This is a genomic window from Stenotrophobium rhamnosiphilum (assembly GCF_003052265.1).
GTDB classification, from domain to species: Bacteria; Pseudomonadota; Gammaproteobacteria; order Nevskiales; family Nevskiaceae; genus Stenotrophobium; species Stenotrophobium rhamnosiphilum.
Genome location: NZ_QANS01000001.1, coordinates 523,586 through 544,619, shown reverse-complemented (window position 1 = coordinate 544,619; position 21,034 = coordinate 523,586). Strand labels below are relative to the sequence as shown.

The window sequence follows — 21,034 nt, the reverse complement described above, 5'->3', positions numbered from 1 at the left end:
ATCCCTGGCAACCAGCTCGTCAGCTGATCTAAACAATCAATCTTGGGTCCAGCGAAATATGCTTGCGCCCAGCGCAAGGAACAGCAGCGTCATCAAAGCCATCACCGTCAGCGGCTTGGCGATATCGGCAAGACCAGCACCGTCCAACATGACGGCACGAGCAGCCTCGAGCATGTGCGTCAGCGGAAACAGTTGGGACAGGGTCTGCACAAAACCTGGCGCGCCATCTAGCGAGAAGAACACGCCAGACAACACCAACATCGGCCACGAAATCAGATTGAGTAAGCCACCCGAAAGCTCTTCGCTGGAAATACGCGCAGCGACGAGAAGGCTCATGGCGATCATGGTCATCGAACCCAGCGCCGCCACCAGCAACAGATTGAGATAGCTGCCTTCCATGCGCAGATGCAGCAGCAAATTGCAGGCGGTGAAAATGCCTCCGCTAACAACCACCATCAGAATCAGGCAGGCCAGCAATTGAGCGCTGATGAATTCAAACGCGCGCAGCGGCGTACCGTTGAGTCGCTTGAGATAACCGGATTTGCGATAGCGCACGATGACGTGACCAATCGCAAACAGACTCGAGAACATGATGTTGAGTGACAACAATCCTGGCACCAGCCAGTCGGCGTAACGGATGCGCGCACCGGTCACCGGTTGTTCTTGCGCGGCAGGTTCTGTCACCAGCAGCATTTTCTGCAGAAGGCTGCCCTTGGCGGATTCACTATTGATCCAGTAACGCGAAGGATGGCTGCGCAGGTCCAACAGCATGTCGATGCGCTGACGCTGCACCTTGGCAATCGCCTTGTCCGGCTCTGTCTCCTTATAGAAGGACACTGCGGGCGTGCCGAGAAAGGCATTGCTCTCTGCGGTGAGTGGCAAATCGCCGATCACGCCGACTTTCGCCACTGTTTGTGCGCCACCGGAAAACACCGTCGCCATGCCAATGACTAGCAAAGGTGCAAACAATAGGTTCCAGGCCAAAGCGGAACGATCACGCAGCACTTCAAGAATGCGCGCCTTGATCATCGCGATAAGACGCTTGCTCATGAGCGCAGCTCCTTACCAGTGAGCTGGATGAACAGGTCTTCCAATGTTCTCGGTCTGATCTTCAGCTGCGCCAGCGACAGTCCCGCATCCAACAGCTTGCGTACGGCAGCGTTGACATCCGCGCTGAGGATTTCGACGCGGTCTTCTTTATGGACCAAGGGAAGATCGATTTCACGCCCTGCCACTTCGGCGGCGGGCAGTTCGAGAACGCTGTCATTGAAATGTTCGGCCAGCAGGTTCTGCGGTGAACCACGAGCGATGACGCGACCATGGTCCATGATCGCGATGTCGTCACAGAGGAGGTACGCCTCCTCCATATAATGAGTGGTCAGCACCACCGTGGTGCCACGCGCTTTGACGCTACGAACCAATTCCCAGAAATTGCGACGCGCCTGTGGGTCAAGGCCAGTGGTCGGCTCGTCCAGAAAAACCAGATCAGGATCGTTGACCAGTGCAATCGCGAGCAGCATGCGTTGACGCTGACCGCCAGAAAGCTTGCGATGATCGCGATCCAGATAGTCTTCCAGATGGCAGGCTTCAATCAGTTGATCGAGCGGCATCGTCCGCTGATAGAGCGAACGGAAGAAGTTGAGGTTCTCGCGGACTGTCAGGAAATCCTGCAGCGCAGTGTGTTGAAACTGCATGCCCACGCGCTCGCGGTAATTGGCATCGAGCGTTTTGCCGCGATAAAGGATTTCGCCGGAAGTGGGTTTGACCAAACCCTCCAGCATTTCAATCGTCGTGCTTTTGCCCGCGCCATTAGGGCCAAGCAAACCTAAGCATTGCCCCTCTTCAACCTCGAAGCTGACCCCATTAACCGCCTTAACTTTTGGATAAAACTTGCGAAGTTCGCGTACAGCAAGCACGGAGGCCATATTCTTTTACAAAGCCATTGATGAAGCGAAGACGGAACAGCGCTGCGGCGTACGGGGTGCCATTGCAACAAAGTCCGCGGGGTCTACTTCTTACTAACGAGCCTTAACTTTTCTTAATAAATGCGCGTTTTACATTTTTATTACAGTTTTATTCAGTTATTGCGCTGCAACATCATTAAAACGCTAATAGCAGCAGTAACATAGCAACACTGGCTTTCCCATTATGTAGGACGATATATATTGTTTTAGTGGAAATTTCTGACAAATCAAGTCGATTTTTTTACCAAGCAATGTCTGACAAGCCAAACTTTGCACCAATTAATTACTTTTATAGTAAGAATAGGCTTACAAATCCCCAAAATCAGTCAAGACGGCGTCCATTTCGGCGCACGCCACTAGCCTCCTGAACGAATGCAAGCATCGCCACGGTCGACTCGCTCGTGGCGACTTTACTTTTGGCTCAACTGATATTAATGTTTGCTTAAGCAACTATTGCCGAGGCAATGTTAGACATGCACAAGCATTACCAACCCGAGGGCTATCGCGCCCGGACCAGCATTGGCTATCTCATCAAGCGCTCACACAGCCTGATGAGCGAATGCCTGGAAGTCGCTTTTGCGCAGAAAGACTTCACGTTCATGCAGTGGGTCGTGCTGATGACCGTGCGCGACGGCCTCGCCGTCACCGCCACCGATATCTGCCGCGACTACCGCCACGATCAGGGCGCATTGACGCGCGTGATCGACCAACTCGAAACCCGCGGCCTGCTGGAACGCCAGCGCAGCACCGAAGATCGCCGCGTCGTGCAACTCGCACTCACCGAACAAGGCAGCAAAACAGTGGAATCACTCATCCCTGTTGTCGTTGAACGTCTGAACACCGCACTGGATGGCTTCACCGTTGACGAAGTCGGCGAACTGACCCGTTTGCTCGGAAAGCTCGTCAGCCGCGTTGAAGTGGAAATGCAGAAATAGTGCGTTGGGGAATGTCATGAAATTTCATCTAGTGGCTTTGTCATCTCTCACGCTCGCCCTCACCGGCTGCGTACTCGCGCCCGATGTTCCCTCGCAAGCCAAAGCGCTTGAGGCAACACAGCTCGGACTCGCAGGCCCCACCGCCGCAAAAACAGCTGAGGGTTGGTGGACGATTTATCAGGATCCGCAGCTCAATCGTTTAATCGACGACGCACTGCGTGAAAATCCAAGCATGGCGCTCGCACTCACACGCGTGCGCACTGCGCAGGCGCAAGTTCAAGCAACGTCAGCAGCAACGCAACCAGGTTTCACATTGGATGGCACTGAGGTTTATCAGCGCTTTCCAGAACGCGACATCGTGCCGCCGCCATTTGGTGGTGGACATTACTGGCGCGGCAGCGTTGGTCTCAATCTGAGTTGGGATCTCGATTTCTTCGGACGTCAAGCCGCCATCATTGCGCAGAGTCGTTCGGCAACTAAAGCCGCCGAACTCGACGTTGCCGTAGCGCGCGATGTGCTCTCCGGCACCATTGCAGAAGCTTATCTCGCACTTGATCAATCTTATGTACTGGCCGATCTCGCACGTCGCCATGAAGAACAGCGCCAGAACATTCTTGATCTCACTATCAAGCGCGTGAAAGCGGGGCTCGACACACGCAGCGAACTGCGCGCAGCAGAAGCTGCCGCACCGCAAGCGCGACTGCTGCGCTTGCAGGCAGAAGCGAATATTGATTTGGCCGTGCATCGCCTCGCCGCATTAACCGGTCGCGGCGCTGATGCTTACGCCAACATCCAACGCCCAAAGATTGATCTCACCACATCATTGGTGCTGCCCAATCAATTGCCGATTGATCTTCTAAAACGCAGGCCGGACATCCTCGCCGCACGTGCACGCGTTGACGCTTCTGTCAGCGCACAAGAAGCAGCCAAAGCCGCGTTCTATCCAGACATCAATCTCAGCGCCTTCGCAGGCTTCGCTGCGATTGGTTTAGACAATCTGTTTGTCTCTGACGATCGCGTCTACGGCGGCGGCCCTACTTTCCATCTGCCACTGTTTGATGCGCAACGCCTCAAGGCCAGCTATCGCCGAGCATCAGCTGAATCAGACGCCGCAGTCATCAGCTATAACCAAACAGTGCTGCAAGCCGTGCAACAAGTAGCCGATCAACTCACGCTGCTGAATTCATACAAACAACAAATTGCCGAAAGCAGTGAGGCTTTAGCTGCCAGCGAAGATGCTTACCGCATCGCTGAGCTGCGTTATCGCAACGGTCTCAATAGTTATCTCAGCGTGCTCAATGCTGAAACCGCTGTGCTCAACGCGCGTCGCACCAAGATTGATTTAGTCGCCTCGCAAGCCATTGCACGAGTCACTTTGCTGCTCGCCGTCGGCGGTAGCTTTGATCCAGAAATTCCTAATGCTCTCAACGGAGCCGCTTCATGAATACCGAAACAACCACTAACGACAGCAAGCGCAAGCGCGGCCTCTTGATTCTTGCCGTACTCGTCATTGTCGGCATCCTGGCTTGGACCGCGCATTGGTTCATCTACGGGCGTCACTTTGAATCGACTGACGATGCTTATGTCTCCTCCGATATCGTGCAGATCACCAGCGAAATTCCGGGCACGGTGATCGCGCTACATGTCGACGATACGCAGAGCGTGCAGAAAGGTCAGGCGCTTGTGGAACTTGATTCCGCCGATGCGGAATCAGCGATGGCTTCGGCCGAAGCGGATCTCGCTCGCGCCGTACGCCAGGTGCGTGGCTTGTTTGCACAGAACGGTCAGTTCAATGCACAGATCGCTGAACGCCAGGCCGCACTTAAGCGCGCGCAGAACGATTACAACCGTCGGGTTTCACTAGCGGCTGATGGCGCGGTCTCCGGCGAAGAACTGGCACATGCGCAAGACGCCATCACTGAAATCAGTGCAAGCCTCGCCGCCGCACGCGAACAGCTCAATGCCACGCATGCGCAGACTGAAGGCACGACGATTGCCAATCACCCGCAGGTATTACGCGCTGCCTCGGCAGTACGTGATGCTGAGCTCGCGCTGCATCGTACGAAGTTGATTGCGCCCATTGCTGGCGTTGTCGCCAAACGTAGCGTGCAACTCGGCCAGCGCATCGCTGCAGGCACCCCACTGTTCGCAGTTGTTGCGCAGGAAGATGCTTGGGTTGATGCCAACTTCAAAGAAGTGCAGCTAGAGAAAATGCGCATTGGACAACCGGTAGAACTGCACGCTGATCTTTACGGCACTGACGTTGTGTATCACGGCAAGATCGCAGGCTTTGCAGCAGGCAGCGGCGCAGCCTTTGCGCTATTGCCTGCGCAAAATGCATCGGGCAACTGGATCAAGATCGTGCAGCGCATTCCGGTGCGTATCGCACTTGATCCTAAAGAACTGCACGATCACCCACTGCGCGTCGGCTTGTCGATGAGTGTGAAGGTCGATGTTGCTGACACTTCGGGCTTATTGGTTGCCACACAAGTGCGCACAACACCGCGCCCGGTTGGCATCAGCGACGCTGACAACAGCGACGCGCAAGCACGTATCGATCGCATCATCAAAGCTAACGCTGGTTAAGAGCACACGCCGTGAGCGCAGCCGCAATGAAGCTAGACCCCAGCGCTAAGACGATTACCGCCTTAGCGCTGGCGCTCGGCACCTTTATGCAGGTGCTGGACACCACGATTGCCAACGTTTCGATTCCGACGATTGCGGGCAATCTGGGCGTCAGCCCTGATCAAGGCACATGGGTCATTACTTCATTCGCCGTAGCCAACGGCGTGTCGGTGCCGCTGACAGGTTGGTTGATGCAGCGCTACGGCGTCGTCAAAACTTTTGTGTTCTCGGTGTTGATGTTTACCATCGCTTCATTCCTTTGCGGCATCGCATGGAGTTTGGAATCGCTGGTCGCGTTTCGTGTACTGCAAGGCGCCGTATCGGGCCCGATGATTCCTGGTTCACAAGCCTTGCTACTCGGAATTTTCCCACCAGAGAAACGAGGCACTGCACTCGCGATTTGGTCGATCACGACGTTGGTAGCGCCGATCTGCGGGCCATTACTTGGCGGCTATATTTCTGACAACTACACCTGGCCGTGGATCTTCCTGATCAACATTCCATTCGGAATTTTCACTGCCTTCGTTTGCTGGCGTTATCTAGGCAAGAGTGAAACAGCCACACGCAAGCTCCCTATCGACACCGTCGGCCTCGGCTTGCTGGTGACGTGGATCGGCGCGTTACAGATCATGCTCGATCGCGGCAAAGATCTGGATTGGTTCCACTCCCCGCAGATCGTCATCCTCGGACTCGTTGCACTGGTCGGCTTTATCGCCTTCATCATCTGGGAGCTTTACGAAGAGCATCCGATTGTTGATTTGTCCCTGTTCAAAAACTGGAACTTCACACTCGGCACCATCGCCATGTGCTTTGGCTATGCCGTGTTCTTTGGCAACGTGGTGTTGCTGCCACTGTGGCTGCAAACACAAATTGGCTACACCGCAACGTGGGCCGGTTTAGTCGCGGCGCCTAGCGGAATCGTGGCGGTATTAATCTCGCCCTTTGTCGGAAAATATTTGCAGAAAACTGACGCGCGCTGGTTTGCGATCTTTGCATTCGTCACCTTCGGCCTGTCTTACTTCATGCGCGCCAACTACGTGGCTGAAGGCAGCTTCTGGAGCTTTGTGTTGCCGATGCTGGTGCAAGGTCTGGCGATGGGCACGTTCTTTATCGCGCTGGTCTCCATCGCCCTGCATGGCCTGCCCGCATCACGCGTGCCTGCCGCATCGGGCATGACCAACTTCCTGCGTATCACTGCGGGCAGCTTCGCCACGTCCATCACCACCACACTGTGGGATCGCCGCGAAGCATTTCACCAAACGCGTTTGGCAGAAACATCCAGCATCTACGATCCTGCACTGACGCAACCGCTCACTGAACTCACCAATCACGGCTTTTCGTTGACGCAATCGATCGGCATCCTTACTCGTGGTCTGCAGAGTCAGGCTTACCTGATGTCGTCAATCGACTTCTTCTGGATTTCCGGTTGGATCAGCTTCGCGCTGATTGGCGTCATGATGCTGGCAAAGCCTACGCGCAATCAGGGGCCGGTGACGGCTGCAGCGGATTAATCTCCAACAACATAGCTGCAACACAGATATCCCGATTACCCAATACGGTGGGTAGTGGCTGTGCACGCGGACGTGGCGCAAAATGCTGGCTAGATATTTGATTGGATGGCCGCCATGTCTGCAGCAGAACGTTTCGTTACCCACTCCGTAGAAAATCAGGCGACGCCAGTCGGCGATTACAACGCTTACACCACGGATACTGCGCTGCGTGAAGCCATCACACGTGAAGGTGGCGCTTGGGCGGATTCACATCTGAGCGAATTCGGTGGCGTTGCGGGTGGCGAGCTGATGCGACTCGGCTACACCGCTAACGAAAACAAACCCAAGTTCAAACCGTTTGATCGCTACGGCAATCGCATCGACGAAATTGAATTTCATCCGAGCTATCACCGGGTGATGCAGCTTGGCATGCAGTACGGCGTGCATGCTTATGCGTGGCGTAACATCGAAAAGACTGGCGCGCATGTTGCGCGCGCAGCGGTGTCGTATCTGCATAGTCAGGCTGAAGCTGGTACCGGTTGCCCGCTGACGATGACGCACTCGGCGATGCCTGCGCTTATGCATCAACCGGAAGTCGCCAAATTCTGGGGGCCGCTGATTCACTCTTACGAATACGATCAACGCGTATTGCCTGCCGCACAAAAAACCGGCTGCACCATCGGCATGGGCATGACCGAGAAACAAGGCGGCTCTGATGTGCGCGCCAACACCACGCGTGCGTATTTACAGCCCGATGGCAGCTACGAAATTGTCGGCCACAAGTGGTTTTTCTCTGCGCCGATGTGCGATGCGTGGCTCGTTCTGGCCTACGTTGATCGCGGCATTACCTGTTTCATGATGCCGAAGATTCTGGCTGATGGAACGCGTAACGCCATTCGCATTCAACGTCTCAAGGACAAGCTCGGCGATTGGAGCAATGCGTCGAGCGAAGTGGAATTCCATGGCGCTTGGGCTGTGCGCGTCGGTGAAGAAGGCCGCGGCGTTGCCACGATTTTAGAAATGGTTTCGCTGACGCGTCTGGATTGCATGATTGGTTCAAGCGCACTAATGCGCCAAGCTAGCGTGCAAGCACTACACCATGCAGCATCGCGTAAAGCCTTCGGAAAACGTTTGATCGAACAGCCGCTGATGCAAAATGTGTTGGCGGATCTGGCGCTGGAATCTGAATCACACACTGCACTCACCATGCGTGTTGCGCGTGCAGTCGATGCATCCCCGCGTAACGAAGGCGAAGCTGCTTTCGCACGCATCGCTACTGCCATCGGTAAATATTGGGTTTGCAAACGCACACCAGCCTTTGTTAACGAAGCGCAGGAGTGTTTAGGCGGTGCTGGTTATGTCGAAGAAACCAATCTGCCACGTCTCTATCGTCAAGCACCTTTGAATTCGATTTGGGAAGGCAGCGGCAATATCCAGTGTCTCGATGTGTTGCGTGCATTAAACAAAGAACCTGAAACGCGCGAAGCTTTCTTTGGCGAACTGCTTAGTGTGCGCGGCGAGAACGCTGATCTTGATCGTGAGATTCAGTGGCTGTCACAAGCCTTTGAAGATCGCGCCACGGTTGAAACCCGCTCACGCCTGATTGTTGAACGCATGGCGCTGGCCCTGCAGGCCACGACGCTGATTCGTGCTGGTAACAGCGCTGTTAGTGATACCTTCTGCTCGAGTCGCTTGGGTGGTGGGCATGGCCTTGTTCTTGGCACCCTCGCCGCGGATGCGCCGATGGTGGAGTTGATTAAGCGCGCTTCGCTGACTGGCACGCTGTAACTAAATGGTTTCCCTCTCCCCGCTTGCGGGGAGAGGGTCAGGGTGAGGGGCCGCTCGGTCTGCAAAGTGTGCAAGCCCCTCACCCCAGCCCTCTCCCCACTAGCGTGGGGAGAGGGAGTTATCTGTTCGTGGGAATCACCGGCGCGCACCTTATAATGCGCGCCCCTTTCTCGTGATCGCCCGAGAAAGACCACGCATCAGGATTCCCACATGGCTTGGCTGCAATTGCGCATCTCCAGCGCACACCCCGAATTTGTTGAAGAGATTCTTCTCGGCAATGGCGCCGTCGGCGTCAGCTTTATTGATGGCGAAGACCGTCCAGTGCTGGAGCCTCTGCCCGGCGAAACGCCGCTGTGGGAAAACACCGTCACGCTCGGCTTGTTCTATGACAACGTTGACCTCGCCCCCGCACAAGACGCTTTGCGCGAGCTGCTGCCAGACGGCGACACCGTCACCATCGCCAGCGAACTGATCGAAGATCAGGACTGGGTCCGTGCTTGGCTCGATCATTGGCACCCGCTCAAGTTCGGCGAGCATCTCTGGGTCGCCCCGACCGAGAAGATTGGCGAGATCAACGATCCTGAAGCCATCATCCTCAAGCTCGACCCGGGATTGGCCTTTGGCACCGGCACGCATCCAACCACCGCGCTGTGTCTGGAATGGCTGTCGCACCAAGACCTTACAGGCAAAACCGTTCTCGACTACGGATGTGGCTCCGGCATTCTCGCTATCGCCGCACTCAAGCTCGGTGCAGCGCATGCCATCTGTGTCGACATCGACCCACAGGCCCTGACCGCCACCGAGAACAACGCCAAAGAAAACGGCGTGCTCGAGCGCATCCGCGTCATGCTGCCGGCTGACTTCGTGCCCTTCCCGGCCGACTTCGTCATCGCCAACATTCTCGCGCGCCCATTGATTTCATTGGCGCCTTTGCTGGCATCCAGCGTGAACGCCGGTGGCAAGATCGTGTTGGCTGGCTTGCTGGAACGTCAGCAGGAAGAAGTCCGCGAGGCCTACGCCACATGGTTCACCTCTGAACCCGATCAGATCAAAGAAGGCTGGACGCGTCTCGCAGGCGTTTGCCGTATTCCCTCACTGATCAGCTACGTACACATTTCGAACACCATCGCCACCGCAGGCCAACCGCAGGCGGAACACTTCGCGCTGCTGGCTCGCGCGGGCTACAAGACTGTCATCAACCTTGCAGTGCCCACCTCATCTAATTTCATGCCGAATGAAGTTGAGCATTGTGCGCAGCAGGGTCTGGACTACATCCATCTGCCTGTGGCTTGGAATAACCCAACCCGCGAAGATTTCGAAAAGTTTGTGACAGCGATGAAATCGCTCAGCGACAGCAAAAGTTTCATTCATTGCGCGCTCAACAAGCGAGTGTCGGTATTCGTGTTTCTCTACCGCGTCATTGAGTTAGGCGAGACAGTGGAAGTGGCATCGCAGGAACCGCAACAAATTTGGGCACCTAATGAGATCTGGTCCAAGTTCAAGCACGACATGCTGGCGGGTTTCAAGCCCTGAGCAAAAAATAAGCGAAACCGCTTTTTTATGCGAACCGTTGTAGGTATGATTGCCGGCCGTTTTGGGGTGGGCCTAATTAGCAAAACAACAGGGCTGGGAACAAAACAGAAATGTCCGCGCAAAGAACTCTCGACTCAAAACCACTGTGCAATTCTGTTTCAGAATGTCTCGATGATTATTTCGAGGCTCTGAACGGACATGCACCCAAAGATCTGTACGACACGATCCTTGCGCAGGTAGAACCACCGTTGCTGCGTGCAACGCTGAGCTATTGCGATGGCAATCAATCGCGCGCAGCCGACATGCTCGGCCTCAACCGCGCCACGCTGCGTAAGAAACTGCAGCAGTACAAGATCAAGGCGTTGTCGTCATAAGTCTAAGGTCACACAAGAATTCCACACCATGCCCGCTCACGCGGGCATGAACATTTTTAAAGTCTGCTTTCGAGCTTAATCATGATCACTCCAGTACGCCGCGCACTCCTTTCCGTCTCCGATAAAACTGGCATTGTTGAACTCGCCGTTGGCCTCGCCGCACGCGGTGTTGAGATTCTCTCTACCGGCGGCACCTTCAAGCTGCTGAAAGATTCAGGCGTTGCTGCGACGGAAGTCAGCGAGCACACCGGCTTTCCAGAAATCATGGATGGCCGCGTCAAAACCCTGCACCCGAAGATTCACGGCGGCATCCTCGCTCGTCGCGGGCAAGACGATGCAGTGATGGCAGAACACGGCATCGCGCCGATTGATCTGGTCATCATCAATCTCTATCCCTTCGAACAGACCGTCGCCAAGCCGGGTTGCACGCGTGAAGATGCTATCGAAAACATCGACATCGGCGGCCCAGCCATGCTGCGCGCTTCGGCAAAAAACCACGCTTGGGTCACCGTTGTTGTTGAGCCTTCTGACTACGCAGTGGTGCTCAAGGAACTTGATGCTGGCGGCGTAACCCAAGCCACGCGCGAAACACTCGCACTCAAAACTTTCGCTCACACCTCACGTTACGACGGCGCAGTTGCTGCGTACCTGAGCAGCGCAACCGCAGCGGATGGCCAGCGCGAAGCATTCCCTGGCGTGTTCAGCGTTCAGCTCAACAAGAAGCAGGAAATGCGCTACGGCGAAAACCCGCACCAGCGCGCCGCGTTCTACGCAGAGCGCAACGCACCAGCCGGCAGCATCAGCGCCGCAGTGCAGATTCAGGGCAAAGAACTTTCGTACAACAACATCGCTGACGCCGACGCTGCGCTGGAATGCGTCAAAGCATTCGTGAAGCCCGCTTGCGTCATCGTCAAACACGCCAACCCTTGCGGCGTTGCCGTGAGTCTTGAAGGCATTCTCACCGCCTACAACCTCGCTTATCAGACCGATCCAACCTCAGCCTTCGGCGGCATCATCGCCTTCAACCGCGAACTCGATGCAGAAACCGCTAAAGCAATCTGCGATCGCCAGTTTGTTGAAGTGATCATTGCACCTACCGTCACCGCAGAAGCCAAAGCGATTGTTGCCGCCAAGCAGAACGTGCGCTTGATGGAGTGCGGCGCATTGCCTTCGTCGCCAATCGCCACCTTCGACTACAAGCGCGTCAACGGCGGCCTGCTCGTACAAGACAACGACCTCGCACTACCTTCGGCCGACAAGCTCAAAATCGTCACCAAGCGCGCACCAACGGAAGCTGAAATTCACGATCTGATCTTTGCAGCGAAAGTTGCCAAGTTCGTGAAATCCAACGCCATCGTCTACGCCCGCAACCGCCAAACCATCGGCGTCGGCGCAGGCCAGATGAGCCGCGTGTACTCAGCCAAGATTGCAGGCATCAAGGCTGCTGATGAGAAGCTTGAAGTTCGTGGTTCGGTAATGGCATCGGATGCCTTCTTCCCGTTCCGCGATGGTATTGATGCAGCAGCCGCCGCAGGCATCAGCGCCGTGATTCAGCCAGGTGGCTCGATGCGTGATAACGAAGTCATTGCGGCGGCTGATGAAGCCGGCATGGCGATGGTCTTCACCGGCACGCGCCACTTCCGTCACTAAGCATGACGCGTCAACAAAAAAGGCGACCTTCGGGTCGCCTTTTTTGTGCATGAACACTTTTGCAGAACAAGCGTAGGAGCGCCTCTTAGGCGCGATGGCTCTATCGCGCCTAAGAGGCGCTCCTACAGGCCTTTTACGTTGGTATTGCAACGATATTTACTATCGCCCCACCCCTCACTCCACGCGCATACTGGCCACACAAAACATAAAGCTCAGCCCTCAACGTAAGTGGCTGAGCGCATCTAGTTTTATTTTGAGGAGAAACACCATGAAAGCGCGAGCCCACTCACGCCTGAAGAATTTGCTGTCTGTCTTGGCGCTCTGCGCCATCAGCAGCGCGATGATCTCGTGCAGCCGCAGCAGTCCCGCAACAGAATCTGGTTCAGGTTCTGGCGGAGCCGGCGAAGTTGATGCCGACTTCCACACACTGAAAACGCCGCTACTCGCCGCGCATCAGTTTGAATTGATCACGCTGTCAACGCTGCCCGACACCGTCTCTGACGGCGACGTGTTGCTCGCCGTTCGCGGTCTTGATGCAGCCGACACTGTGCGTGTGAAACGCAACGGCACCGATGTCAGCAGCGTCTTCACTCGTCAAAGCAATGGCGATTGGAATGGCTTAGTCAGCGGTCTTAAAAAAGGCGCCAACACACTCAGCGCAACAGCCACCGGCCCAAGCGGCACACGCAATGCTTCACTCGTGGTGCGCAACCATCCAATCACTGGCCCGATCATTTCTGGCCCTCATCAAAAGCCCTTCATTTGCGAAACCAAAGAAGCGGGCCTTGGCGATCCAATTGATGACAACTGTTCGGTGAAAACGGTTTATCAGTGGTTCTATCGCTCATCGCTGACGCAAGGCTTTAACGAACTGGCTGATCCTTACGCCGCATATCCTGCAGACGCGATGACGACGGTCACTAAAGATGGCGCCGCTGTGCCCTTCGTTGTGCGCGTGGAATCCGCGACGATCAATCGTGGCATCGCGCGCATCTCGGTGCTCGATGATCCGCACGCACGTGGTCGCGACAAACCATTCGCACCCACGTGGAATCACCGCGTGTATTACGCCTACGGCGAATCTTGCGGCACCGGTTATCACCAAGGCATCAACGACCCAACCATCGTGATGGCAGGCTTGCCAGACCCCAGCAACATCGACACCAATCGCATCCTCATCAATCTGGTCGGCATTGACCAACGCCTGGGCAAAGGCGATGTCATCGTTCACTCGACTGCGAGTGCTTACGGCGTTAACTGCAATCCGATGCTGAGCATCGAAACCGCGATGATGATCAAAGAACACATCACCGAGCAGTACGGTTTAATTGACGATGTGATCGGCACCAACGGTTCAGGCGCAGCGCTTCAGCAATACAACGCAATCAACAACGCACCGGGCCTACTCACCGGCGCGATGCCCACCGCAACTTTCGCAGACGTTGCCAGCACTGCGATGACTGTTGTCGATTGCGGCCTGCTCAATCACTACTACAGCACGCGTTCAAACTGGACAGGCTTCAAGCAAGCCGCAGTCAATGGACATCTAATCACCACCGATGCACTTACGCCCGATAACTCGCCCGCGCTCAACAGCATCTGCGCCAGCTGGGTCACCGCCTTCCTCGACGTAATTGATCCAACCAAAGGCTGCGCCAGCGCTGTCCCCGAGGCGATGCGTTACAACAAAGAAACCAAGAAAGGCGTGCGCTGCACCGTTCAAGATGCACAGGTGAATATCTGGGGCCGCGATCCCAAAACCGGTTTCGCACGTCGCCCGATGGACAACATCGGCATTCAATACGGCCTCGCCGCACTTAACGCGGGCACCATCAGCACCGATGAATTCATTGATCTCAATCAAAACATCGGCGGCTTCGGCATTGATGGTGACTACATCTCTGAGCGCATGGATATGGGCGCCGATGTTGCTGAACTCGCTCATCGCGCAGGCCAAGTGATTGGCCGCGGTGCAATCGCTGAAACACCAGTGATGGATCTCGCACCCTATCTCGATTTGATTCCAGTGCTGAACATTCACGAATCCATCCGCCCATTCACCGTGCGTGCACGTCTGCGCAAATACACGGGGCAAGACACTGTGCCGAGTTCAGGCCTTACGCAAAGCATGTGGCGCGGTGTGCTGACGCAGCCTGATGCATTTTCCGCGATGGATAAATGGATTGCAGCAATGCATAACCCAACGTCAGAAAATCGCATCGCCTCAGTTCAAGCCGCGCGCCCATCTGATGCACAAGATCGCTGCGTCATTGGCACACTCGGCGGTCGCTTGGAATTGCCTAACGCATTGCTCGGCCCACTCGGCATTCAAGCGCCATTGCTCCCATCAGCAGGTTTACCGGGCGTTGTGATTCCACTGCGCGTTGATGTTCCAGAAGAGTTCGACACACCGAACTCACCAATCGGTCCGTGCCAAACCTTGTTGCCCGTTCCCGGCACACCACGCATGGCCGCAGGCATGCCGCTGACCGATGACGTCATCAAATGCCAACTCAAGCCAATCAATGCAAGTGACTACCCCGCTGGCATCACCGAAGCTCAACTCAACAAACTGCGCACGCTCTATCCACAAGGCGTTTGCGACTACACCAAGTCTTCCGTCGGCTTTACCGAAAAGAGCATGTTGTGGCCAAGCTTTGGTGGCGAGAAACGTGTGGAGCCTTATGGACTCCGCTGGAGAGTCGCGCGTTCAAATTAATGTAGTCCGTAAAACAAAAAGGCGACCTTCGGGTCGCCTTTTTTATTGCAGATGAAATCGGCATGGGCATTCTTGTCCAATCGTTCAGTCCAACACGGCAAGTACCATCCTTTACGCCTTCAACTACTGACTGGAGATTTTTCTCATGAACAGAATTTCCCCAACACTCGCCGCCAGCATGCTCGTCACCGGCCTGACCACATTCGCATCCGCCGCAACAGCGCAATACATCGGCCCTTCATCGTCTGCAACGTACAAATCGATTGATGAAGTCACCAAGAATCCAGTTGAAGATATGCCCGTCGTTCTTGAAGGCTATTTAATCCGCAAGGTGGGCAAAGAAAAGTACATCTTCTCCGACGGCAAAAAAGAAATCCGCGTCGAGATTGATCAAAAGCATTTCCCCGCCACAGCCATCAGCGAAAAAACGCGTGTGCAGATTCGCGGCGAAGTAGAAAAGGATTTCATGGAAAGTCCGGAGATTGATGTTGATCAACTGGTAGTGATGAATTAAAAAAGGCGACCTTCGGGTCGCTTTTTAATTTCTGTCATCCCGAACGCAGTGAGGGATCTTGCTGTAACGCTTTGCTTTGCATGCCAACAGCAAGATTCCTCGCTGCGCGTCGGAATGACACCGCTATCGAAGAGCTAAAGGAATCCGTAGCCCGGGTGAAACCCGGGGAACTCCACCATTAACAAACAAGAACCCGGGTTGCACCCGGGCTACCTCACCACACTATTCTGTTGTTTTCTTTCATAACGATCCTTGTAGTGGTTCTCTGGTCCGGCACCACTGTCGGCATCCCAGCATGCATCTAGTTCTTTAGCTGTGGGATCAATTCCCGTGGCTTGGAATGCTGAGTTTGCTGAAAATATTTGTATCGAACATGAGCCGCCATAAATGGCATGTTGCGCCACATAAAATTGTCCTGGCATAGGCTTGAAAGACGCATGTGCCACGCAAAAGCTGTAATTCACCGCCACCGTTCCATATCCGTATGGACTTCCTGTCACCGCGCCCGGCTGAACTAAAGGAACACCAATTCGAAATGGGGTTCCATCCGCAGGAATATTTATTACTACGGAATTTCTATCTTCCCCATTGTCGGAGAATTTCCCGTTAGCTGAGTCATTGTTGAGGATCGCAATTACCTGCCTTGGAGAATCTGAACATTTATAGCCACTGACTACACCGGGGTAGTTAACTACCCACATACGCTTTAAATAACTGGTTGTAACAATTTGAAGTGTGGCGGTTCCCGCTCCACTAGGCTGTACATATTTTTGATTGCATGCAGATGTAATTAAAATCATCGGCAGTAAGACCAATACTTTTTTCATAATTTAGTTATCAAGTAAGAGTGCTTAACTAAAATAACCCAAACTTATAGGGCAAGTGAAGAGCACATTTAACCGCCTACTTTGCATCGCGCCGATAACGCCCCGGGCTCTGGCCCGTCCACTGCCGAAACGCGCGATGAAACGCGCTGGCTTCGGCGAAGCCGAGAGATTGTGCGATGGAGAGCACGCTGCGTTTGGGATCGGCGAGTTGTTCCAAGGCCAAGTCACAGCGCCGTGCATTCATCTCAGCACGATAGGAGGAACCCTCTTCTTCCAATCGCCGACGCAACGCCGTCGGATGCAAATTCAAATGCTCTGCCAATCCTTCAAACGTTAACCAATCTTCTGGCGCGGTATCGCGTAGCAAGCGGCGCACTTGCACCGACACACTCTTGGGATTGCGATATTTGACGATGAAGTTATGTGGCGCGTCTTTTAGGAACTCGCGTGAGGAGCGTTCGGTTTGTACAACGGCTGTTGAAAGATCAACCGCGGCAAATTCAAAACGTGTTTCGGAAGAAGCGAACGTCAGATCATCGCCGACGATATGTTCGTACTCACGAAACCACGCTGGCTGCGCATATGAGAAGTAAGCCTTGTGAATGCTGATGCGTCGCCGCACTAGCCAGCACATGAGGCCGTGCAGCATCACGAACAAAGTCTCGTGAGCGAAGATGCGGCGTTCCAGTGGCAAGGCACCGGTGTCGACGAAGCGAATCACCGCCTCCGTTCCATCCAGCTCCAACTCAAGCCGTGTGTCTTCAATCAGCAGATTGATCAGGCGTGCACCGCGAATCAGTGCCTCACGCAAAGTTGGCGTGTGCAGCATCAGGTGGCAGAGCGTGGCGAAGCTACCGACTTTCATCGGTCGGGTGTCGAGACCAAACAGTTCGTCATCGAGGGTTTCGGCAATCGTCAGCCAGAGGGTGCCGAAGGCGTCAGCACTGACTCGGGCGCGGTCAGAATCCAGCGCCGCGGCTGAAATTCCCGCCTTTTGCAGCACCGGCGCCGTATCGAAGCCACGACGCTCCAGAGAACCTAGCGCCTGGCGGACGAACGCCATGGCGATTGTTCCCTTTTCCGTCACAGATTTAGCGGGGACTGTTTTTGGCATCTACCCTCTATGGAGTACGACTTTTTGGCCTAAACATGGCAAATTCTGTCACAGCATACGGCAGTTTTAGGCATCGTCCAAAACAGCCCTGTGCTTTAACCTGCCGATGTCTAGAATTCCCTACAAAAGTGCCCCCATGAGCAACGAAACCGCTACCGCCCAGAACCTGCCCGCGCCTGAACGCAAACCGCTGCGTTTCATCACCGCCGCTTCGCTGTTCGACGGCCACGATGCCGCCATCAACATCATGCGCCGCATCATCCAGCAGCTTGGCGCAGAAGTGATTCACCTCGGCCACAACCGCAGCGTGGAAGACGTCGTCACCGCAGCATTACAGGAAGACGCCCACGCCATCGCGCTGAGCAGCTACCAGGGCGGCCATGTTGAGTACTTCAAATACATGGTCGACATGCTCAAAGAGCGCGGCGGCGAAAACATCAAAATCTTCGGCGGCGGCGGCGGCGTGATCGTGCCGGAAGAAATCAAAGAACTGCACGACTACGGCGTCGGCCGCATCTACTCGCCACAAGACGGCCAGAAGCTCGGCCTCGAAGGCATGATCAAAGACATGGTTGATCGCGCCTCGCACACGCTCGAAGGCAAGGCAGAAGACCTGCTCACCAAAACCCAGCTCGGCGACCGCCGCTCACTCGCCCGCCTCATCACGCTGATCGAAGCCGGCAAGCTCTCCACCGCACAGATGGAGAAAGTGAACAAAGCTGGCGCTGCACGCACCGCACCCGTACTCGGCATCACCGGCACTGGCGGCGCAGGTAAATCATCCGTCAGCGACGAACTCATCCGTCGCTTCCGCCTCGACCAGAACGACCAGCTCAAGATCGCCATCATCGCGGTCGATCCTTCACGTCGTAAATCGGGCGGCGCTCTGCTCGGTGACCGCATCCGCATGAATGCGATCAATCACCCCAACATCTTCTTCCGCTCACTCGCCACGCGCGAAGGCGGCATGGAAATCTCTCCTGCCCTGCCTGGCGCCATCGCCGCATGTAAGGCTGCAGGCTTCGATCTGATCTTCGCGGAAACCGCCGGTATCGGTCAGGGCGACGCAGCGGTTGTTGAACACGCTGACGTCTCGCTCTACGTGATGACGCCAGAATTCGGCGCCGCTAGCCAGCTCGAAAAAATCGACATGCTGGATTTCGCCGACATCGTCGCTGTCAACAAATTCGACCGCCGCGGTGCAGAAGACGCCGTGCGTGATGTCAGCAAACAGGTTCAGCGCAACAAAGGCGCGTGGAGCAAGATGCCGCACGAGATGCCGGTGTTCGGCACCATCGCTGCGCGCTTCAACGACAACGGCGTCACCGCGCTCTATCACGGCCTGCGTGAACAGCTCGCCGCCAAAGGCCTCAAGCTCAGCGAAGGCCTGCTCGCCAAGCCGCAAGAAAAGCATTCCACCAGCGCACGCCAGATCGTGCCTGGTTCACGTGCACGTTATCTCGCAGAAATCTCCGACGCCGCACGCGGCTATCGCAAACGCGCTGAGCATCAGGCCCAGCTCGCACGTGAGCGCCAGCACCTACGTGAAACCATCCGCATGATGGAACACAGCGCGCATCCGGTTGAAGATCTCAAAACCGAAATGCACAAGCGCATGGACCACCTCACTGCAGAGTCGAAGAAAGCACTGCACGACTGGCCAGCCGTGCGTGCGTCCTACTCGGGCGATGAATTTGTCTACACGGTTCGCGACAAAGAATTCCGCACGCCGCTCAACCGCCTCTCACTCAGCGGCACCAAGATTCCTCGTGTTGCGCTGCCCAAGTTCAGCGACGAAGGTGATTTGCTGAAGTGGTTATTACTGGAAAACCTGCCCGGCTACTTCCCGTACACCGCAGGCGTGTTCCCCTTCAAGCGCGAAGGCGAAGACCCAACGCGTATGTTCGCTGGCGAAGGCGGCCCCGCACGTACCAACGCGCGCTTCCACCTCGTGTCGAAAGGCATGCCCGCGCATCGCCTCTCCACCGCGTTCGACTCCGTGACGCTCTACGGCGAAGACCCAGCACCACGCCCAGACATCTACGGCAAGGTCGGCAACAGCGGCGTCAGCATCGCAACGCTCGATGACATGAAGCAGCTCTACGCTGGCTTTGATCTCTGCGCGCCGACGACATCCGTGTCCATGACCATCAACGGTCCGGCACCAACGATTCTCGCGCTGTACTTCAACGCCGCGATTGATCAGCAGGCCAGCGAGTTCGAAAAGAAACACGGCCGCCAAGCCAACGCCAAAGAATACGAAGAGATCAAGACTCGCACCCTCGCCACCGTGCGCGGCACCGTGCAGGCCGACATCCTCAAGGAAGACCAGGGCCAGAACACCTGCATCTTCTCAACGGAATTCGCGCTCAAGTGCATGGGCGACATTCAGCAGTTCTTCATTGAGAACAACGTTCGCAACTTCTACTCGGTGAGCATCAGCGGTTATCACATCGCCGAAGCCGGTGCGAACCCAATCAGCCAGCTCGCCTTCACGCTCTCGAATGGATTTACCTTCGTAGAAGCGTATCTGGCACGCGGCATGAAGATCGACGACTTCGCGCCCAACCTCAGCTTCTTCTTCAGCAACGGCATGGATCCGGAATACTCCGTAATGGGTCGCGTCGCGCGCCGCATCTGGGCCGTGGCGATGAAGGAAAAGTACGGCGCCAACGCACGCAGCCAGATGTTGAAGTACCACATCCAAACCTCCGGCCGCTCACTGCACGCGCAGGAAATCGACTTCAACGATATCCGCACCACGCTGCAAGCACTGATCGCGATCTACGACAACTGCAACAGCCTGCACACCAACGCTTACGACGAAGCCATCACCACCCCGACCACGGAATCTGTGCGCCGCGCACTGGCGATCCAGCTCATCATCAACAACGAATGGGGCGTGGCCAAGAACGAGAACCCGAACCAGGGCGCATTCCTGTTCGACGAACTCACCGACCTCGTTGAAGAAGCCGTGCTCAAGGAATTCGAGCGCATCAGCGAACGTGGCGGCGTACTCGGCGCAATGGAAACCGGCTACCAGCGTGGACGCATTCAAGAAGAGTCCATGCACTACGAGCACAAGAAACACGACGGCTCGCTGCCCATCATCGGCGTCAACACCTTCCTCAATCCAAACGGCGACAAGCACGAAGCCACCACGATTGAGCTGGCACGTTCGTCAGACGATGAGAAGCAAGACCAGCTCACTCGCCTCGCCTCCTTCCACGATCGCAACAAAGACAAGGCACCGGCTGCATTGGCCAAGCTCAAGGAAGCTTGCATCAACAACAGCAATATCTTTGCTGAACTGATGAACGCGGCGCGGGTTTGCTCGCTGGGGCAGATTACCCATGCCTTGTTTGAGGTGGGCGGGCAGTATCGACGGAATATGTAAGTGTTATTGCTGTAACAACAAAGCCCGCGAAAGCGGGCTTTGTTATTACAGGGATCGATTCAGCTAGAGACAGCATACTTTGCGAAATTAATGAATATAGATAA

Annotated in this window: 15 protein-coding genes and 1 pseudogene; 12 read left to right on the top strand and 4 right to left on the bottom strand. The window is 55.5% G+C overall.

Features of this window, described 5'->3' with window-relative positions:
• Positions 1–36 precede the first annotated feature (36 nt).
• Together CJD38_RS02515 and CJD38_RS02510 are read right to left on the bottom strand one after the other, a co-directional pair.
• On the bottom strand, positions 37–1,050 hold the full coding sequence (locus CJD38_RS02515; RefSeq protein WP_107938714.1) for an ABC transporter permease: 1,014 nt from the start codon (positions 1,048–1,050) through the stop codon (positions 37–39).
• Complete coding sequence (locus CJD38_RS02510; protein WP_107938713.1) at positions 1,047–1,925, bottom strand: ABC transporter ATP-binding protein; 879 nt, start codon at positions 1,923–1,925, stop codon at positions 1,047–1,049. The genes CJD38_RS02515 and CJD38_RS02510 overlap by 4 nt, the downstream gene beginning before the upstream one ends.
• 512 nt (positions 1,926–2,437) lie before the next feature.
• Here CJD38_RS02510 and CJD38_RS02505 point away from each other — a divergent pair.
• The 11 genes and pseudogenes from CJD38_RS02505 to CJD38_RS02460 all read left to right on the top strand — a co-directional run bounded on the left by CJD38_RS02505 (position 2,438) and on the right by CJD38_RS02460 (position 15,592).
• Positions 2,438–2,899, top strand: a complete 462-nt coding sequence (locus tag CJD38_RS02505) for a MarR family winged helix-turn-helix transcriptional regulator (protein ID WP_107938712.1) — start codon at positions 2,438–2,440, stop codon at positions 2,897–2,899.
• A gap of 16 nt (positions 2,900–2,915) precedes the next feature.
• Positions 2,916–4,343 (top strand): efflux transporter outer membrane subunit, encoded by a 1,428-nt coding sequence (locus CJD38_RS02500; RefSeq protein ID WP_107938711.1) that lies wholly within the window; start codon positions 2,916–2,918, stop codon positions 4,341–4,343.
• Positions 4,340–5,485 (top strand): HlyD family secretion protein, encoded by a 1,146-nt coding sequence (locus CJD38_RS02495; RefSeq protein ID WP_107938710.1) that lies wholly within the window; start codon positions 4,340–4,342, stop codon positions 5,483–5,485. Before CJD38_RS02500 ends, CJD38_RS02495 begins: the two co-directional genes overlap by 4 nt.
• A 26-nt stretch (positions 5,486–5,511) precedes the next feature.
• Positions 5,512–7,035, top strand: a complete 1,524-nt coding sequence (locus CJD38_RS02490) for a DHA2 family efflux MFS transporter permease subunit (protein WP_107938709.1) — start codon at positions 5,512–5,514, stop codon at positions 7,033–7,035.
• A 114-nt stretch (positions 7,036–7,149) separates the two neighbouring features.
• A complete protein-coding gene (locus CJD38_RS02485; RefSeq protein WP_206362855.1) occupies positions 7,150–8,802 on the top strand; it encodes an isovaleryl-CoA dehydrogenase in 1,653 nt (550 codons plus the stop codon).
• A 210-nt stretch (positions 8,803–9,012) separates the two neighbouring features.
• A pseudogene (prmA, locus tag CJD38_RS02480) lies at positions 9,013–9,879 on the top strand (50S ribosomal protein L11 methyltransferase); the annotation flags it as partial.
• A 9-nt stretch (positions 9,880–9,888) separates the two neighbouring features.
• Complete coding sequence (locus CJD38_RS18860; protein ID WP_366511304.1) at positions 9,889–10,335, top strand: protein tyrosine phosphatase family protein; 447 nt, start codon at positions 9,889–9,891, stop codon at positions 10,333–10,335.
• 110 nt (positions 10,336–10,445) lie between these two features.
• Entirely contained in the window at positions 10,446–10,709 is a 264-nt protein-coding gene (locus CJD38_RS02475) for a helix-turn-helix domain-containing protein (protein WP_107938706.1), read from the top strand.
• An 81-nt stretch (positions 10,710–10,790) separates the two neighbouring features.
• Entirely contained in the window at positions 10,791–12,359 is a 1,569-nt protein-coding gene (purH, locus tag CJD38_RS02470; RefSeq protein ID WP_107938705.1) for a bifunctional phosphoribosylaminoimidazolecarboxamide formyltransferase/IMP cyclohydrolase, read from the top strand.
• Between the two features lie 268 nt (positions 12,360–12,627).
• The gene (locus CJD38_RS02465; protein ID WP_107938704.1) at positions 12,628–15,078 is read left to right on the top strand and encodes a DUF6351 family protein; all 2,451 of its coding nucleotides are present in this window, start codon (positions 12,628–12,630) and stop codon (positions 15,076–15,078) included.
• A 145-nt stretch (positions 15,079–15,223) separates the two neighbouring features.
• Positions 15,224–15,592 carry a NirD/YgiW/YdeI family stress tolerance protein gene (locus CJD38_RS02460; protein WP_107938703.1) on the top strand — a complete coding sequence of 123 codons (369 nt, stop codon included), beginning with the start codon at positions 15,224–15,226 and terminating at the stop codon, positions 15,590–15,592.
• 209 nt (positions 15,593–15,801) lie between these two features.
• On the opposite strand, the gene CJD38_RS18325 is transcribed toward CJD38_RS02460, so the two are convergent.
• Complete coding sequence (locus CJD38_RS18325; RefSeq protein WP_146165901.1) at positions 15,802–16,419, bottom strand: hypothetical protein; 618 nt, start codon at positions 16,417–16,419, stop codon at positions 15,802–15,804.
• A 76-nt stretch (positions 16,420–16,495) separates the two neighbouring features.
• Positions 16,496–17,482, bottom strand: a complete 987-nt coding sequence (locus tag CJD38_RS02455; protein WP_240783502.1) for an AraC family transcriptional regulator — start codon at positions 17,480–17,482, stop codon at positions 16,496–16,498.
• A 187-nt stretch (positions 17,483–17,669) separates the two neighbouring features.
• Between CJD38_RS02455 and icmF the strand changes: the two genes are divergently transcribed.
• Positions 17,670–20,930, top strand: coding sequence for a fused isobutyryl-CoA mutase/GTPase IcmF (gene icmF, locus CJD38_RS02450; protein WP_107938701.1), 3,261 nt, complete (start codon positions 17,670–17,672; stop codon positions 20,928–20,930).
• The last annotated feature ends 104 nt before the right edge of the window (positions 20,931–21,034 follow it).

Coding starts and splice junctions, on each gene's coding strand:
- CJD38_RS02510 (WP_107938713.1), bottom strand. CDS start 1,925: ATGGCCTCCGTGCTTGCTGTACGCGAACTTCGCAAGTTTTATCCAAAA.
- CJD38_RS02500 (WP_107938711.1), top strand. CDS start 2,916: ATGAAATTTCATCTAGTGGCTTTGTCATCTCTCACGCTCGCCCTCACC.
- CJD38_RS02490 (WP_107938709.1), top strand. CDS start 5,512: ATGAAGCTAGACCCCAGCGCTAAGACGATTACCGCCTTAGCGCTGGCG.
- CJD38_RS02465 (WP_107938704.1), top strand. CDS start 12,628: ATGAAAGCGCGAGCCCACTCACGCCTGAAGAATTTGCTGTCTGTCTTG.
- CJD38_RS02475 (WP_107938706.1), top strand. CDS start 10,446: ATGTCCGCGCAAAGAACTCTCGACTCAAAACCACTGTGCAATTCTGTT.
- CJD38_RS02515 (WP_107938714.1), bottom strand. CDS start 1,050: ATGAGCAAGCGTCTTATCGCGATGATCAAGGCGCGCATTCTTGAAGTG.
- CJD38_RS18325 (WP_146165901.1), bottom strand. CDS start 16,419: ATGAAAAAAGTATTGGTCTTACTGCCGATGATTTTAATTACATCTGCA.
- CJD38_RS02505 (WP_107938712.1), top strand. CDS start 2,438: ATGCACAAGCATTACCAACCCGAGGGCTATCGCGCCCGGACCAGCATT.
- icmF (WP_107938701.1), top strand. CDS start 17,670: ATGAGCAACGAAACCGCTACCGCCCAGAACCTGCCCGCGCCTGAACGC.
- purH (WP_107938705.1), top strand. CDS start 10,791: ATGATCACTCCAGTACGCCGCGCACTCCTTTCCGTCTCCGATAAAACT.
- CJD38_RS02495 (WP_107938710.1), top strand. CDS start 4,340: ATGAATACCGAAACAACCACTAACGACAGCAAGCGCAAGCGCGGCCTC.
- CJD38_RS02455 (WP_240783502.1), bottom strand. CDS start 17,482: ATGGCGTTCGTCCGCCAGGCGCTAGGTTCTCTGGAGCGTCGTGGCTTC.
- CJD38_RS02460 (WP_107938703.1), top strand. CDS start 15,224: ATGAACAGAATTTCCCCAACACTCGCCGCCAGCATGCTCGTCACCGGC.
- CJD38_RS02485 (WP_206362855.1), top strand. CDS start 7,150: ATGTCTGCAGCAGAACGTTTCGTTACCCACTCCGTAGAAAATCAGGCG.